Origin of the sequence: Litorilinea aerophila (assembly GCF_006569185.2) — a bacterium.
GTDB lineage: Bacteria > Chloroflexota > Anaerolineae > Caldilineales > Caldilineaceae > Litorilinea > Litorilinea aerophila.
This window is the reverse complement of record NZ_VIGC02000037.1, coordinates 14,673-31,129: the sequence shown is the minus strand read 5'-3', so window position 1 is coordinate 31,129 and position 16,457 is coordinate 14,673. Positions and strand designations below refer to the sequence as shown.

At 60.0% G+C, this 16,457-nt stretch carries 16 protein-coding genes and 1 pseudogene; 5 read left to right on the top strand and 12 right to left on the bottom strand.

What is annotated here, in order from left to right; translation table 11 throughout:
* Window positions 1–74: 74 nt before the first annotated feature.
* The 5 genes and pseudogenes from FKZ61_RS20855 (at window position 75) to FKZ61_RS20840 (ending at window position 3,274) form a co-directional block, all read left to right on the top strand.
* Entirely contained in the window at window positions 75–596 is a 522-nt protein-coding gene (locus FKZ61_RS20855) for a methyltransferase domain-containing protein (protein WP_141612084.1), read from the top strand.
* Window positions 597–610: 14 nt separating this feature from the next.
* Window positions 611–805 (top strand): annotated as a pseudogene (locus FKZ61_RS24540) (nuclear transport factor 2 family protein); the annotation flags it as partial.
* A 17-nt stretch (window positions 806–822) separates the two neighbouring features.
* A complete protein-coding gene (locus FKZ61_RS20850) occupies window positions 823–1,038 on the top strand; it encodes a hypothetical protein (RefSeq protein ID WP_229964341.1) in 216 nt (71 codons plus the stop codon).
* A 2-nt stretch (window positions 1,039–1,040) separates the two neighbouring features.
* Window positions 1,041–1,904, top strand: a complete 864-nt coding sequence (locus tag FKZ61_RS20845) for an alpha/beta fold hydrolase (protein ID WP_141612082.1) — start codon at window positions 1,041–1,043, stop codon at window positions 1,902–1,904.
* 11 nt (window positions 1,905–1,915) lie between these two features.
* Window positions 1,916–3,274 (top strand): FAD-dependent oxidoreductase, encoded by a 1,359-nt coding sequence (locus FKZ61_RS20840; RefSeq protein ID WP_141612081.1) that lies wholly within the window; start codon window positions 1,916–1,918, stop codon window positions 3,272–3,274.
* Between the two features lie 83 nt (window positions 3,275–3,357).
* On the opposite strand, the gene FKZ61_RS20835 is transcribed toward FKZ61_RS20840, so the two are convergent.
* The 12 genes from FKZ61_RS20835 to FKZ61_RS20780 all read right to left on the bottom strand — a co-directional run bounded on the left by FKZ61_RS20835 (window position 3,358) and on the right by FKZ61_RS20780 (window position 16,368).
* Window positions 3,358–4,194 (bottom strand): phosphoenolpyruvate hydrolase family protein, encoded by an 837-nt coding sequence (locus FKZ61_RS20835; protein ID WP_141612080.1) that lies wholly within the window; start codon window positions 4,192–4,194, stop codon window positions 3,358–3,360.
* A 14-nt stretch (window positions 4,195–4,208) separates the two neighbouring features.
* Complete coding sequence (locus FKZ61_RS20830; protein ID WP_141612079.1) at window positions 4,209–5,471, bottom strand: Tm-1-like ATP-binding domain-containing protein; 1,263 nt, start codon at window positions 5,469–5,471, stop codon at window positions 4,209–4,211.
* Between the two features lie 83 nt (window positions 5,472–5,554).
* Window positions 5,555–6,484, bottom strand: coding sequence for a creatininase family protein (locus tag FKZ61_RS20825; RefSeq protein ID WP_211358669.1), 930 nt, complete (start codon window positions 6,482–6,484; stop codon window positions 5,555–5,557).
* Complete coding sequence (locus FKZ61_RS20820; RefSeq protein ID WP_229964340.1) at window positions 6,481–7,734, bottom strand: Tm-1-like ATP-binding domain-containing protein; 1,254 nt, start codon at window positions 7,732–7,734, stop codon at window positions 6,481–6,483. The genes FKZ61_RS20825 and FKZ61_RS20820 overlap by 4 nt, the downstream gene beginning before the upstream one ends.
* A gap of 233 nt (window positions 7,735–7,967) precedes the next feature.
* Window positions 7,968–8,855: a sugar phosphate isomerase/epimerase family protein gene (locus FKZ61_RS20815; RefSeq protein WP_141612077.1), complete on the bottom strand. Its 888-nt coding sequence runs from the start codon at window positions 8,853–8,855 to the stop codon at window positions 7,968–7,970.
* 168 nt (window positions 8,856–9,023) lie between these two features.
* A complete protein-coding gene (locus FKZ61_RS20810) occupies window positions 9,024–10,004 on the bottom strand; it encodes a (Fe-S)-binding protein (RefSeq protein ID WP_141612076.1) in 981 nt (326 codons plus the stop codon).
* A 178-nt stretch (window positions 10,005–10,182) separates the two neighbouring features.
* Entirely contained in the window at window positions 10,183–11,622 is a 1,440-nt protein-coding gene (locus FKZ61_RS20805) for an FAD-binding oxidoreductase (protein ID WP_141612075.1), read from the bottom strand.
* 101 nt (window positions 11,623–11,723) lie between these two features.
* Window positions 11,724–12,137: a hypothetical protein gene (locus tag FKZ61_RS20800; protein WP_141612074.1), complete on the bottom strand. Its 414-nt coding sequence runs from the start codon at window positions 12,135–12,137 to the stop codon at window positions 11,724–11,726.
* Entirely contained in the window at window positions 12,134–13,282 is a 1,149-nt protein-coding gene (locus FKZ61_RS20795) for an ABC transporter ATP-binding protein (protein WP_170200095.1), read from the bottom strand. The genes FKZ61_RS20800 and FKZ61_RS20795 overlap by 4 nt, the downstream gene beginning before the upstream one ends.
* Window positions 13,279–14,376 (bottom strand): ABC transporter ATP-binding protein, encoded by a 1,098-nt coding sequence (locus FKZ61_RS20790; RefSeq protein WP_141612073.1) that lies wholly within the window; start codon window positions 14,374–14,376, stop codon window positions 13,279–13,281. Before FKZ61_RS20790 ends, FKZ61_RS20795 begins: the two co-directional genes overlap by 4 nt.
* Before the next feature lie 22 nt (window positions 14,377–14,398).
* Window positions 14,399–15,253 carry a carbohydrate ABC transporter permease gene (locus FKZ61_RS20785; protein WP_407659962.1) on the bottom strand — a complete coding sequence of 285 codons (855 nt, stop codon included), beginning with the start codon at window positions 15,251–15,253 and terminating at the stop codon, window positions 14,399–14,401.
* Between the two features lie 161 nt (window positions 15,254–15,414).
* The gene (locus tag FKZ61_RS20780; protein WP_141612071.1) at window positions 15,415–16,368 is read right to left on the bottom strand and encodes a carbohydrate ABC transporter permease; all 954 of its coding nucleotides are present in this window, start codon (window positions 16,366–16,368) and stop codon (window positions 15,415–15,417) included.
* Window positions 16,369–16,457 lie beyond the last annotated feature (89 nt).

The window sequence follows — 16,457 nt, the reverse complement described above, 5'->3', positions numbered from 1 at the left end:
CCATTCGGAGGGGCGCACAACAATCTGTGCGCCCCTCCGGCATTAAACATGTTCCCAACCAACGGAGGTGCAATATGGAATCTATCCAAACCCTATCCAATCAGTACGCCCTGGGCCACTCGCAGCCCGAACTGGAGCGGCTGGTCCATCAAGAGCGCTTTCTCGGTGAACTGACCGAAATCATGCTGCTCAAGGCCGGCCTGGTCCCCGGCATGCGGGTGCTGGATGTGGGCTGTGGCGCCGGCGATGTCTCGTTCCTGGCGGCGAAGTTGGTCGGGCCGGAGGGCGCGGTCATCGGCGTGGACCGGGCGCCGGAAGCCATCGCCTTTGCCCACCAGCGGGCACAAAGCGCCGGCCTGCCGGGCGCCCAGACCATGGCCATGCTCCGCTACGAAAACGGGCCGGACTCGGCCATCTATGCCTGGATCGAGCAGTTGACCCGCACCCTGCTGCCCCTGATGCAGCAGACCGGCGTGGCCACCGCCGAAGAGGTGCAGGTGGACACCCTGGCCGGGCGTATGCGGCAGGAGGCGGTGGAGAAGGGCTGCACCTTGATCACCCCACCGCTGGTCGCCGCCTGGGCACGGAAGGAATAAGGAGGAAAACAGCGATGATCGGCGCCTGGCTTGCCCAACGCAAAACCCCGGCCATCTATCAGGCCTTCAACCGCCACGATCTGAAGGCGGTGCTTTCGAACTTTGCCGATGACGTCACCTTCATCTTTCCCGGCGACGTGCGCGCCAGCGGCGTGCATACCGGCAAGGAGTCGGTGGCCCGCTGGTTCGAGCAGTTCTTCGCGCAGTTTCCCACCTTGCGTTCACCGTGCGCCGGGTGGCGGTGGCCAACCTGTTCGACATGGTGGGCAATAACGTGGTGGTCACCCGCTGGGATGTGGAGGTCGTCAACCGCCAGGGCCGTCAGGGTCAAAACAGCGGCGTGACGGTGACCACCCTGCGGCGGGGCAAGGCGGTGCACATCCAGGATTTCATTTTCGATACCGGGCCGGCCTTCCTGGCCGCCTGGGGTGAAGGAGGATAAGTATGCAGGTGGCTACTATCAGTCAAAACACATTATGTAAAGGCGCGGTCACCTATCAGGGCATCCGCTCCCCCTATCTGGAGAGCGGCGACCGGCGCAGCGAAGAGGCAGTGGTCTTCGTCCACGGCAACCCCGGCTCGTCGGAGGACTGGCGCGACCTGGTGGGCCGGGTGGGCGGCTTCGCCCGGGCCGTGGCTCCCGACATGCCCGGCTTCGGCCAGGCCGACAAGCCCAAGGACTTCGACTACACCGTGGAAGGCTATGCCCGCCACCTGGAGGGCCTCCTCAACCACCTGGGCGTGCGGCGGGCGCACCTGGTGCTGCACGATTTCGGCGGGCCGTGGGGCCTGACCTGGGCCGCCCAACACCCGGAGCGGCTGGCCAGCGTGACCCTGATCAACATCGGCATCATGCCCGGCTACCGCTGGCACTACCTGGCCCGTATCTGGCGCACGCCGCTCCTGGGCGAACTCTTCTTTGCCACCACCACCCGCACCGCGTTTGGCCTGTCACTCCGGCACGGCAACCCCCGCGGCCTGCCCAAAGCCATGGTGGACCGCATGTACCGTGACCTGGACTGGGGCACCAAGCGGGCGGTGCTGCGCCTCTACCGGGCCACGGACAACCCCGGCCAGATGGCCGAAATGCTGGGGCCGCTCTTCCGGCAACTGGACGTGCCGGCCCTGGTCATCTGGGGCGCGGCCGACCCGTACGTGCCGGTGCGCTACGCCGAACGCCAGCGGGAGTTCTTCCCCCGCTCCCGGATCGTGATTCTGGAGCAGAGCGGTCACTGGCCCTTCGCCGACGACCCTGAAGCCGTGGCCGGTGCGTTCATTCCGTTTTTGCAGAAACAACTGAGAGGATAAAGGAGACAGCCATGCCAAATCAAAACCATGCCATCGTCATCGGCGCCAGCATGGGCGGGCTGCTGGCCGCCCGGGCTCTGGCCGACTTTTACCAGCAGGTGACCCTCATCGAGCGGGACGCCTTTCCGCCTATCGGCGAGAACCGCAAGGGGGTGCCCCAGGGACGGCATACCCACGCACTGCTGCTGCGGGGCGCTGAGGTCTTGGAGGGGCTGTTCCCCGGCCTGGCCGCCGATTTGATGGATCGAGGTGTGCCGCTCATTAACCGTCCCGAAAGGGAGCTGATCTGGTTCGACGGCGGCGGCTATCACGCCCGTTTCACGAATGAAGACGGACGTCTCGGCACGTTGGGTGTCAGCCGGCCCCTGCTGGAAGGCTACGTGCGGCAACGGCTGCTGGCGCTGCCCAACGTCTGCGCCATCCAACAGTGTGACGCGCTGGGCCTGGCGCCGTCGGAGCGTGGTGGGCGAGTGCGCGGGGTACGCATCCTGCGCCGGGTGGAAGGCAGCGCCGAGGAGGTGCTGGAGGCGGATCTGGTGGTGGATGCATCGGGGCGGGGCTCCCGGGCACCGAAATGGCTGGCAGAGATGGGCTATGCCCCGCCGAAGGAAGAGCGGGTGACGGTCAACGTGTCCGGTGTAACCCGCCTTTATCGTCGCCGTCCAGAACACCTGAACGGCGCCAAGGTGGTGATTGTCACCCCTTCTCCGGAATGCAAACGAGGCGGGGTGATGGTTGTCCAGGAAGGGGAGCGCTGGACGGTCACATTGATTGGCTTTACTCGCGATGCACCGCCGAGGGATGAAGAGGGATTTCTGGCTTTTGCAAGGAGTCTGCCTGCGCCGGAGATCGATGAGGTGATCAAGGATGCTGAGCCGCTTTCCGATTTTCTTCCCTATCCCTTCAGGGCCAGCCAGTGGCGCCGTTACGATAAGCTGGACCGCTTTCCGGAGGGCTTTCTGGTCTTCGGCGATGCCATCTGCAGTTTCAACCCCATCTACGGTCAGGGGATGTCGGTGGCGGCGATGGAGGCGCTGGATTTACAGCACGAGCTGCGCCGGGGAAGCGAGGGGTTGTGGCGGCGCTTCTTCCGCCGGGCGGCGCGGAGCATCGACAACCCCTGGCAGATCGTGGTCAGCGGCGACCTGCGCTTCCCGGAGGCGGAAGGGAAGCGCACGCCGGCCATCCGCTTCATCAACGCTTACATGGCGCGGCTGCACCGGGCGGCGCACCGGGATCCGGTGGTGGCCCGGGCCTTCAACGAGGTGGCCGGCCTGCTGGCGCCACCGCAAAGCCTGATGCGGCCCGGGATCATGTGGCGGGTGTTGCGGGGGAATTCCCAGACATCGGCCAACAGCCACCTCGTATGAAACCGGGCCTTGCCGGCAATGTCCGTTTGCCATGATGGCATGACAAAGAAGTGGAGTTTAGGCGTAGGAATGGGAAAGAATGGTCACTGAGGCAAGGTTAAAGATTTAAAAGCCCGGGCCTGTGCCTCGATCGCGGTTTCGGTAGGCAGCCGCTCGATACTTGACGCCCCGAAGAAGCCCACGACGCCCTCCGTGTGTGCCAGGATGTAACGGACGTCTTCCGGTTCAGCGATGGGCCCCCCATGGCACAGCACCAGAATCTCCGGGTTGACGGCCACAGCCGCATCCCGGATGGCCTGAATGCGTCCCACGCAGTCGTCCAGGGAGAAGGCCGTTTTCGCACCAATGGAGCCCTTGGTGGTGAGGCCCATGTGGGCGACCAGGATATCGGCCCCGGCATGGGCCATGGCCACGGCTTGATCCGGGTCAAAGACATAGGGACAGGTGAGCATTCCCAGGTCATGGGCCGAGCGGATCATGGACACTTCCTGATCGTAGCGGATGCCGGTCTCTTCAAGATTTTGGCGAAACACGCCATCGATCAGCCCCACGGTGGGGAAGTTCTGCACGCCGTCAAACCCTCTTTCCCGCAGTTGTTTCAGAAATACGGGCATCAGGCGAAACGGATCGGTGCCGCAGACGCCCGCCAGGACCGGCGTCTGTTGCACGACCGGCAGGATTTCGCCCGCCATTTCCTGGACGATTTGATTGGCATCTCCATAGGGCAGTAGACCCGCCAGGCTACCCCGGCCGGCCATTCGATATCGTCCCGAGTTGTAGACAATGAGCAGGTCCACGCCGCCGCGTTCGGCGAACTTGGCTGATATGCCGGTTCCAGCGCCGGAGCCGATGATGGGGCGGCCAGCCAGGGTCTGGGCACGTAGCCGTTCCAGGATGGCTGTGCGGCTGAGAAAAGGCATGGGCATTCTCCCTTCTATTGCAGCGAGCCTGCTGCGGTGACTTCCCCCTGTCCTGGCTGCATCAAGCGCAGTAGCCAGGTGACCACGGCTTGAGCGAAGGCGGGGTCGTTGATATGCAGGTCCAGCTCTACCAGCGTTACCTTCTTTCGATCCAGATGGGTGCGCAGGGCCTGGATCAGGGCCTCATCAGCCTCTGGGTCGTGGAAGGGCTGCCCCGGAGCGTCGATCATGCTGATCCCCCGCAGAGGGACCAGTAGTGCCGTGGGGCCGATACTCCGGTTAAGTTTGGATGCAATCAGGGTTCCCAGAGACGCACATTCTGCCGGGGTGGTCCGCATCAGCGTGACAGTAGGATTGTGCTGATAGAGCCTGCGCCCGCGAAATGGGGCCGGTACCGTCTCCAGAGGGCCGAAGTTCACCATGTCCAGTGCACCCAGGGAAACCACCTGGGGAGTTCCAGTATGGGCCGCAGCTTCCAGCCGATGGGGCCCTGCGCTCAGGATGCCGCCCACCAGCTCATCGGCCAATTCGGTCGTGGTGATATCGGCGATGCCGGCGAAGAACCGATCCTGTATCAAGGTCTCCATGGCGCGTCCGCCACTGCCGGTGGCGTGAAAAACCAGCACCTCGAAACCCTTCTCTTCCAGCAGCTGTCGGACTTGGGTCACGCATGGGGTTGTGACCCCAAACATGGTGGCACCGATGAGGGGCTTCTCTGCTAGGCTCCCATGGGCGGTCTGCCGGGCCCTCTGCTCTACCATGCCGCAGATGGCGCCGGCAGCATTGTCGAAGATCTGTCGGGCCACTCGATTCAGCCCGGCAATGTCGACCACAGAGTAAAGCATGGCGATGTCTTTCGCCCCCACATAGGGGCGGATATCGCCGGAAGCCATGGTGGAAACCATGACCTTGGGTATGCCCACCGGCAGTGCCTGCATGGCAGCCGTGGCGATGGAAGTTCCCCCGGAGCCTCCCAGGCTCACCACGCCAGCGAGCTTCCCCTGGTTGAAGAGTCGGGTAGCCAGCAGCCGGGCCCCCTGGGCCATCGCCGCCAGGGCCTCGCCCCGGTCAGCTCGTTCCCGCAGGGCCTGGAGGTCGTGGCCGGCTGCGCTGGCTACTTCGGCAGCAGCGATGTGGGGCTGGAATTTCGGTACACCCATGACGCCCACATCCATGACCAGGTACGGATGACCGCGAGCGGAGATCTGGGTGCACAGATACTCGAATTCCTCCCCCTTGGTGTCCAGGGTACCGATCACCAGAATGGCTGCAGCCATGGAGTCCTCCTTTCAAGACGTCCGCCAGGGGCTCTGCTCCTTCCTTTTGCCCGGCGGTGGAGGATGGTGTTTATCCGCGACTTCTACAGGGCTCGGTCGACGAATTCCCGGTTATGGACTTTGACCGGCACTTTCTGCAGCTCCAGTAGCCCCCTGGCTACATGTTCCGAGAGGCGACGAAAGGCTTCCTCGCCTTTTTCGGCCGTTGCACGCAGGGGGTTGCCAATGACCCCGCTCTCGATGAACTCGTGATGGTCCATGGGGAAGGTGAAATACTTATACCCCTCGAACTCTACGTCGGGCATACCATCTTTTTTCTCGAAGGACTTGGGTAGATACTCGGGAATGTGGGCCCGGGTGAAGTTGGCGCGATCCATGCGCACCAGATCGGGACGCCAGGCCATGTCCTGGGATGTCTCTAATTCGCTGGCATGCCAGCCTGGGGTTTCGTCCCATGGATTTTCCATCAGCCCTTCCAGGATGCCCACGTAGTTTTCCATGTAGGGCTTAACAAAGCTGATCAGCGCGCCGGTTTCGTAGCGCAACTTGCGCAGCACGGGATCGATGACCTTGACATTGGAGCCGTGGCCGTTGATCAGGATGATGCGGTTGAAGCCATGATGGATCAGGCTGCGGGCCACATCATGAATGAGGTTGAGAAGGGTGGTGCTGCGTACGGTGATGGTGCCTCTGCCAGCTCCCGGCGTGTACATGTGCTGCGGGGAATACCCCATCCAGATGGGCGGCGTGTGGAGAACGGCGATCATCTCAGCGACCCGCTTGGAGATCTCCCATGCGGTCACAGTATCGGTGTAGAGTGGAAGGTGGGGGCCGTGTTGTTCGAGGCTGGCCATGGGCACCAACACCATGTCCTTGTGTTCCAGGTAATAACGAATATCCGTCATGCACAGATCGCCGATATCCCAGGAGAGGAATTGTCGCCGGAACTCCTCATCTCCCTGGGTCAGGTGGGGGACTTCGCGGTATTTAGGGCTCATGTGATCGTCGATCATGGGATAGCTTCCTCCTGGCGGTTCTCGAACAGATGGACAAAGAGATCTGCCACAATGCGCCCGAACTCGGGATCATTTACGTGTAGGTCGTAGGTGTAGATGGGGATCTCTGGCCGCAATTCTCGACGCAGAACTTCCAGGAAGGCCGCGTCGGCTTCCGGATTCCAGAAAGGCCCTCCGGGGGTGTTTGGAATTGAAAGGCCGCGGGTGGGCACAGCCACGACTACTGGTCCCTGGGCCAGGTTCAGCCGCTCGGCGAAGATGTGGCCCAGAGTCACCATGTCCTCGTGGGAGGCTCGTACCAAGGTATATTCAGGGTTGTGATCGTAGATCGGCCTGCCCTGGAGTGCGGGCGGGATGGTGCCCGCGTGAAATACGCAGAAGTCTATACATCCAGGAACTACTACCTGGGGCAGGCCAAGAAGCCCAATCCGTTTCAATCGATCTGGCCCACCATCATGGATTCCTCCTACCAATGGATCGTAGATCTCGTTGGTAGTGAAGTCGACCACACCCACAAACTGGCCCTGGGCTGCCAGCTCCTCCATGGCCGGGCCACCGACACCGTTGGAATGGAAGATAACAGCCTCGAATCCGCCCTTTGCCAGGCGATCTTTCAGGGCCATAACTGCTCGGGTGGTGTTACCTAACATGGTCACGCCCACATAGCGGTCCCCTGGTTCCGGGGGCGGGAGCACGTGGCCGTGTTCCACCAGGCCAGCCAATGCGGCAGCCACATTGTCGAAGACCGTGGTGGCAATGGGGTTTAACCCGAGGATGTCCACAATGGAGTGGACCACCATGATGTCGCTGTGGCCGACCAGAGGATCAAAGTAGTGCTTGCCCGAGGCAATAGGCGATACCAGCACTTTGGGGACACCCACCGGCAGCTGCATCATGGCCGCTGCGCCCATGACTGCGCCTTCAGCTCCCCCCAGGCAGGTAATGGCGTCCAGGCGGCCTTCGGCATAGAGCTGACGGGCCAACACCTTGATCGCCTCTCGCATCCCTTCCACCGCGCGACCGCGGCTACCTGCCTGGCGTAGTTCCTGGATGGTGGTTCCTCCATAGGTGGCCGCTTCTGCGCGCGAGATATCGTTGGGCCCGAGCTGGATCCCTACGGGCTCGCCCAGGATACCTGCATCGACCACAAGGGTGTTGAGCCCCAGCGCCCGGAGCCGATCCCGCAGGTAGCCAATCTCCTGTCCTTTGGTATCCAAGGTTCCGATGATGACCACAGTTTTTGCCATCGCTTCACCGTCTCTTGTTCTACCTGAATTATCTGGGGAGCGGATGGAGAGCAGCCGTTGGTCGTCCATGCCCACAGCCCGCCGCAACCCCGGATCACTTTGGCCGGCGTCGTTTGGCAACCGGCAGGAAGGCGGCCGTCCAATCCCGGCGAGTCCCGGCGGAAATCCTTCGCCCGCCTCTGCTGAGGCGAAGACAACCAGATTTCCGCCAGGGGATATCCACCGAGATGGCACTAGCGAATCAGTGGCAGTAAGGTCTTGGCCGTTTCCTCGACCAGCCAGCTATAAAACTTTTCGGAGAGGATGCCACTCCCGTGGTCCTCGATGAACTTCAATTGTTCAGGCGTCAGCTCATCCTCGGGGGTCGCGGTGGCATCGGGATAAGGATTGGCCGGAGTGCGATCGATGGGCGGGACAAACTCCACGGTCAATGCGCCGTCGTATCCGATTTCCCGTAGGGTCCCCACGATGTCTCGCCAGTTCAAGGCACCCATTCCGGGAGCCATACGGTTATTGTCTGCCACGTGGAGGTCGTAGAGGAGAGCGCCGGTGTTCAGGAGCGCCTGCCGGAAATTGGCCTCCTCGATGTTCATGTGGAACGCGTCAAGGCAGACGCCGCAGTTCTCGCCCACCTCTTTGGCCAGCAGCAAGGCTTGGTCGTGGCGATTGAGAAAATTCGTTTCAAATCGGTTCAAGGGCTCAATGGCGATGCGGATCCCTGCCTGCTTGGCATGATCGTTGATCTCACGCAATCCCTCCACGGCCCAGCGCCATTCCGTGTCTGGATCGGCCTGGGGCTGGATTTTGCCCACTTCAGAGGGGACGATGCTCATCACGGTGCCATCCAGTTCCTTAACCATCGTGACGCAGTCTTTCAGATACTGGATGGTCTTGGCCCGGCCTGCCTCATCAGCCTGGATGAGGTCCAGGCCGGTAAACATCAGGCTGATGGAACCCCAACATCGGATGCCATATTCCTTGAGCAAGCGGCGTACTTCTTTTGTGTCGTACTTGTAGGGCTCGCCGCCGATTTCAATGCTCTGGTAGCCGTACTGGGCCAGGCGTCGAATCGTGACCTCTAGGGGTTCCGCTCGCATCCAGTTATGCATGGAAAGATGCATGGTTGACCTCCTTTTGCGTCTCCTTTTGATAAGTTGTAGTTGACATGTTGTGGTTGACCAGTTGCGGGTGAACAAAAGTACAGGCAATCGCAGAAACTACGAAAGGAAACAGAGGGGGCAGGTTGTCCCTACCCCTTTGCAGAGGCAGACGATGACGGATGCGGATACTTACAGATGTAGGCGATCCGCTAAAAACTCGTACAATCCCCGGATTTCTACACCGTAGCTCTGGGCATGTGGTGCCAATACGGCCAAAGCTCCGGGATCTTCGCTGAACAGGTAACGTATGCCGGCGCGGCGTGCATCCTCCAGGCGCGCTCGGGTCAAGTGCTCGGCCACATGGGGGTGGGTCCAGCTTAGGGCCAGACTTCCCACCGGATGGGCTCGTTCTCGGCGCCAGAACAACTCCCTGGGAGGTGAGTCCAGGATGGCGGCCAGAAGTTGCCGGGGAGCCTCGTGGCGTCTCGGGTCCACGCGTACGGCGTGGGGTGGATCCATGTAAGCCCAGGGAGCGTCCAGGGTAAATGGCCGGAAGGTCAGTTCGCCGGCAGTCAGGCGTTCCGCCAGCAGCGTCACCACGTCGATGACCGCGATCTCTGCCGGTAGCGGAAGGTCAAGCCGCTCGCGGTAGAGTTGGGTGAAGGCATAGAAGTCGCCTGGGGTCAGGGCCAGTAGTTCCTGAGCGCCCACCTGGCTCAGCTCCTGCAGGGTAGCCCGGGCCAGATCCTGGGCCACATCTCGGAGCCCCAGGGAACTGGCCACCAGACCACTGTTGCGCCCCACACCGATAGGAACCGGGGCCAGATGGATAGCGTCGAGGAGCTGCCGAGCGGCATCGATGGCTTGGGGCCATCGGTGGTAGGCCTCATCGCCGACAAAGAGGGCTACGTTGCCCTGCGCCTGGGCTGGTTCTGATAGGGGGGCTCCCCACGGCGTACCCCACGTGCGCAAACATTCCGCCAGCTCATAGACCTGGGGAGGGGCCAGGCCGGCCTGGACCACCAGATTCCGCGCTGCCACGATGGCATCGGGCAGGGGTTGGTCGGTCAGGCAATGGGCGCGGCAGACTCCACAGTCCGCGCAGGCGTAGAGCTTATCCACCGATTCCACATTCCAATCCAGCAGGCCTCGGCGTTCCGATGCAATCATCAATGCCCACCCATGGGGCGTAAACGTCTCGATGCAGGTGACATGGCCCACCGGGCAGACATGCCGGCACATCAGGCAATAGCGGCAGTTCTCGGTGGTCTGTATCTCTGGGGCAAATGACGAATTTGGGTTGTCCATATGTCTACTCTATCTATATCTCCTTGTCCTTATGGGCAGTTCAGAATCCGAAGCCGACTTTGCCGGGGTTCATGATGCCGTTGGGGTCGATGGCTTTCTTCAGTCGCAACAGGAACGGCCAGGCACTGCCGTACTGCCGTCGCATGTAGCGGGCCAATTTCAAGCCGACACCGTGGTGCTCGTTGATCATGCCGCCATTGGCCAGGACGGCCTCCATGGCTGTGCTCCAGATCCGGTTGTGCAGGCGCAACGCTTCTTCTGCTTCCTGGGGCGGATTCTCCACAATGAATCGGGAATAGAGCATGGCGCCCCAGTGAAACCAGTGGGAGAAATGCCCGATAAAGCGGATGTTCCAGTCTGCGTAGGTGGTTTCGACGGCTTCCTTTTCTGCCCAATAGAGGCGCTCGATCTTGTCGTAGGTGGAGATTGTCTCGGTGGTGCCGTACATCCAGGGGAGCTTCAGGTTTTTGGGAGGGTAGTAAAAATCGTAGCGGTGATGCCACCAGCCCCATCCGGGCTCAGGTCCCAGATCTTCTCCACCGAGTTTAGCGCAGAGGGCCAAGGCCTTTTCCTCTTCCAGGGTGGCGATATCGGGATCGCCGTCGAAGCCGAGAACCATATACGCACCATCAAATTCGTAACCCAGGATTGCCTTGACCCGCAGGGCGGTGGAAGCCGGGTCGTAGAGCCGGATGACGAAGGGGTGGAGACGACGTGTCATAATCTGTCGTCCAGCTTCGATGCCTTTGCTCAGATCTCGGAAGAGAACGGCCCGCAGGCGTCGGCTTTCGGGGAGGTAATCCACCTGCATGGTGGCCTTGGTGATGATACCGAAGGTTCCTTCCGCACCAAGCCACAATCCCATCCAGTGGGGACCGGCGGCATGGCGGGGCACCGGAGGCGTCTCAATGATCTCCCCGGTGGGGAGAACGATCTCCATGGAAAGGACCATGTCTTCGGCCTTGCCATATTTGGTGCTGATGGTCCCAGTTCCCCGGGGCGCCAGATAACCACCCAATGTGGCACAGTTGGCCGAGGCTGGGTAGTGGGGCAACGTGAGTCCCCGTTCGTTCAGGGCCCATTCGAGCTGTTGGCCGTTGATCCCTGCCTCGGCGGTCACCGTCAAGGAAACTTCATCGATCTCCAGGATGCGGTTCATCCGTTTCATATCCACCAGGATGCCACCAAAGAGGGGAAGGGCGCCCCCTTGGGTACCGGAGCCGCCGCCCCACGGAATGACGGGGATCCGGTATTTATTGGCCACCTCCATGATCTGGGCGATCTCTTCTGTCGAGCCCGGGTGAACAATGAAGTCCGGCCCCATCAGAAGGCGCCCCCGGTCCAACCACATTTGGGGCATCCACGACCAATCGGTGGAATAGATGAGCTTGTTGCTCTCATCGGTGTTGATGAAATGGGCACCGACGATGTCTTCCAACTCACTCCGGACCATTTCCAGCCAGAATCGATCTCGATCCATGTGTACTCCATCTCCTGGCAGCGAAGCACTTTGATTGTCAGTGGGTTCGTGCCCTCGTGAGCACGCCCGACGTTTGGTTACATCTGGCAGAACGAAAGCATCTAACCAATTTCTTCCGTAATCATGGGTGAGATATGGCTCCACAGAATATAGAAGAGTGTCGCCATGAAGAGGAGCAGAAAACCTAGCCGGTATAGGGCCAGGGACCAGGGCTGAAACATGGCCACGATGCCGGCCAGGATGCCTGCCATGGCGGCGTACTCCACTACACGGTAGATGGATTCCGGAACAGCGTGACTGAGGTAGGTAGATGCAACAACGATCAGGGTGACGAAAGCCAGGACGATGGCGACAAAGATCAGGATAAAGGGAATGGCCGCTAATAACACGTTATTGGCAATCTGCTGTTCGGTGAACATGCGCGGGGTTAGCAGATGGGCCACATATCCCAAGACCAACAACAGCACAATCGAGCCCAGAAGCGGTTTCGGTAGCACTATCTGTCTTTCTTTCATGGTTCAATCCGTTCAGATGCACGGGGCGCAGGTTCACGGGTAGAAGGCGAGGAGCTTTCTGCACCGGCCATGGCTGGGACTTGCGGTACAGGGATGCGGTGTCCTGCTTTATCAAAATAGTGAAAATGTTCGCTCCGCAGGTCGAATCGTACCGCCTCCTTGATGCGCAGGTTGGAGAGGCCGGTGACCAGGGAGACGAAGGTTTGGCGTCCAGAACGCACATGGATTACGGTTTCGGCCCCCAAGGGCTCAGTCAATACGATCTCCCCCTGGAAGGTTCCCTGCTCCGAGAGGATAATGTCCTCTGGACGAATGCCCAGCTGGAGCACAGGGGGGAGAACGGCTCCCTGGGGGATGGAGACATGTACGGTGCTGTCTTCAATGTAGATGGTGCTGTCTTCGCGTCGGGCCTGTAACAGGTTGATCCGGGGGGTTCCCACAAGCTGGGCAACGAAGATGGTCGCGGGGTGGTCGTAGATTTCTTCCGGTGTGCCAATCTGCACCACCTGGCCTTTGTTGAGTACCACAATGCGGTCGGCCATGGTCAGGGCTTCAATCTGGTCGTGGGTGACGAAGAGCGTGGTGCTCCCCTGGGATTTCTGCAGGTGTTGAAGTTCCACCCGCAACGCTTCGCGCAGCTTGGCATCCAAATTGGAAAGAGGTTCATCCATAAGAAAGATGCGTGGCCGGCGCACGATGGCTCGACCAATGGCCACCCGTTGCATTTCCCCGCCAGAAAGATGGCCGGTCTTGCGGCTCAGCAGGTGATGAATGCGAAGTTTCTCTGCTGCTTCTTCTACACGACGGCGAATCTCGTCTTCGGCGATGCGGCGGCTTGGCGCGCGTAGGGGAAAGGCCAGGTTATCGTAGACCGTCATGGTGGGATAGAGAGAATATTGTTGGAATACGAAGGCGACATCCCGCTCTGCCGGCGGCGCCTGGTTCATAACCTGGCCATCAAAGATTACATCCCCGGTATCCTGTCGTTCCAGCCCGGCAATGACGCGTAGGGTGGTGGTTTTACCGGCTCCGGTGGGCCCCAGCAGGACCAAAAACTCGCCGTCCTCCACATGGAAGGAGACATCCTGCAAAGCCGTAACATGGCGGAATCGTTTGGAGATGTGTCGCAGTTCAACGTGGCTCACCGTACCTCCTCCAATCGGATGGCTTTTTCCGTCGTCGGATCGAAGAATCGCAGCATGGTCGGCTCCACCCCAAAGCGTACTTGCGTGCCCAGTGGATAAATCGCTTCCCGATCGGCGCGAATATGGATGATGGTGTTTCCATTGAAGGCAATGTGGAGGAGGGAATAGCCCCCTTGGAGCTCGGCCGCGTAGACTTCCCCCACCAGGCTGCCTTGCGGATCGAGGCGGGCTGCTTCTGGCCGAAACCCTACAATCACTTTCTCTGCCCCTTGCAGTGCTTGCGCCAGACCCGACCAAAGGGCTGCAGGAATCGGAAGTTTCTGATCCCCATTGGAGAGATGGAGCACCCCTTGAGAACAATGGCCGGTAACCAGGTTCATTCCTGGGCTGCCGATGAAGCGAGCTACAAAGAGGTTGGCCGGGTTGTGGTAAACCTCTGCCGGTGTACCTACCTGTTGGACCTCGGCAGCAGACATCACCACGATCCGGTCCCCCATGGCCATGGCTTCGATCTGGTCGTGGGTGACATATACGGTAGTTGCATGATGCTCGATGTGGAGCCGTTTGATCTCACTCCGCATCACCTCCCGCAGCTCCGCATCCAAGGCGCCCAGGGGCTCATCCATGAGGAAGGCCGCCGGATGTCGCACCAGTGCCCTGGCAAGGGCCACCCGCTGTTGGTCACCGCCGCTCAACCGCCCCGGTTTCATGCGCAGAAGGTGGCGGATGCGCAGGAGATCCACCACTTCGTTGACTCGTTCCTGGACGACTTTTCGGGGAGCCCTTTCGGCCCGCAACGGGAAGGCGATGTTGTCGTATACGGACAAGTGCGGGTATAGGGCGTAAAATTGGAAGACGAAGGCAATGTTCCGTTCACTGGGGTGCCGCCATGTGATGTCAGCGCCGTTGAGCAGGATCTTCCCGCCACTCACTGCCTCCAGTCCTGAAATCATGCGGAGGGTGGTGGTCTTGCCGCAGCCGGACGGCCCTAAAAGCACCACGAATTCCCCATCCTGAACGGTCAGGTTCATGGGCTTGACTGCCTGATAGTCACCAAAGCGTTTCTCGACCTGGTCAAGTTGGATGGTGGCCATGATTTTCCAATCCGCAATAAATTCAGCGACGGACGGCGCCAAAAGTGACTCCGCGCAAGAGGTGATTTCGCAGCAGAAAGGTCACAAACACGACAGGGATGAGGAACCCCAGGCTACCTGCTGCGATGGCCGACCACTCGATACCGCCCCGGCCCAACATGGTGGCGATGCTGGGCGGGGCCGTGCGGGCATCGTCGCTGGTGAGCATGAGGGCAAAGGCGTATTCATTCCAGGCAAAAATGAGGCAGAACACCGTAGTCGCCGCGATGCCTGTGGCTGCCTGGGGCAACACAATTTTGTAAAAAGCCTGGAAACGGGTGTAGCCATCCACCATGGCCGCGTCTTCGTACTCGGTGGGGATCTCGTCCATAAACCCCTTGAGCAGCCACACCGCCAGGGAAAGGTTAAAGACCGTATACAGGAGGATCATGCCCAGGTGGGTGTCGTGTAGCTTGAGCTGGCGATACATCAGGAACAGGGGAATCGTGACCACCACAGGCGGCAACATTCTGGTGCTGAGGATAAAAAACAGGAGATCATCTTTCCCGGGTATGGGGAAGCGACTGAAGGCATAAGCCGCGAATACCCCCAGGATCACGGAAAACAAGGTCGACAGGCCGGCGATGATCACAGAATTCCGCAGCCGGTCCACATAATCGCTGGGGCCGGTAATGATCTGTCCCGTGCGGAGGGCAATGCGTTGGAAGTAGTTCAGTTCCCCCGCTTCGGCCGCGGCTTGCAGCGCTGCCATTTGAGATTGGGGCACCACTGCCCGTTCGGTCAGCAGATAGACGAAACCTTCCAGGGTAGGTTCGAAAATGATCTTGGGGGGAACAGAAACCACATCTGCCCGGGATTTGAAGGCCGTCATGATCATGACGAAGATGGGGATTAGCAGGATGAGGGCCAGAATGGTGACCACAGTGACCCGGATTTGGTTCAAGAGTCGGGCCCGAGGATGGATTTTGTCGACTCGGGTGGAAATGAGAACCGGTTTTCGCGGGCCCTCGTGGATAAAATTGCTAAACATAATCCACCTCAGTCACGCAGGCGATTCAAGAAACGAATGTAAATATTGCTGATGGCGATGATGACAATCAGGATGATATAGGCCAATGCGCTGGCTCGTCCGGTCTGCCATTGGCCGAGGAAGGCCTGTCGGTACAGGTTGACCGCAATGAGCTCGGTCTGGTCACCAGGCCCTCCACCTGTCAAGCCCATAACCAGGTCGAACGCTTTGAAAGCTTCGATGGTACGGAACAGGATGGCGATCAACAGAAGTGGCAACACCTGGGGCAAGGTGATGTGCCAGAACTGAAACCAGGGGCTTGCCCGGTCAATGGCGGCGGCCTCGTAGAGGTACTCGGGTATGGCCTTTAATCCGGAAAGGACGAGAAGCATGACAAAAGGGCTCCACATCCACACGTCCACGATCACGACGGCCCAGAGGGCCAGATCGGGCACCGGCTTGCCGGCAAATCGACTGGCCAGCATATCCGGCCCTTTGCTCGGATCGGTAAAGCCCAACAGATAGTTGAAGTAGCCGAAAGTGGGGTTATAAATAAGCTTCCAGAAAAGTCCGACCACCACAGGCGAGAGCATCATGGGGAGCAGGATTAAGGTCGTGATGAGCCCGCTACCGCGGAATTTTTCCTTGACCAACATGGCCAGGGTGAAACCCACGATCACCTGTAATCCCACGGAGAAAAAAGCGTATTTCCCTGTGGTGGCAAAGTACTTCCAAAGTTGAGGATCGTTGAGAATATCGCTGAAGTTCTGTAAACCTACCCATCGAGGAGCCTGTCGAGCGATGGCTGAATAATCTGTAAAACTCAGATACAGGCTGTAAAAGAGTGGGAACACATTCATGCAGATGAGCAGCACCAGGGTGGGCCAGATGAAGAGGTGGACGATAGCCCGGTCTGAGAGAACCCAACGCAGGTGTCTGGTCTCGTAGCTGGTCTGTTTGACATGCACATGGGTAGTGCGCATGGATGATTTCCTTCCAGGTTTTAGGGGCAATAACCAGATGTGGGAAGGGTGAGCGGTGGCCGGACTGGCGCTGGCTCACCCTTCACCAC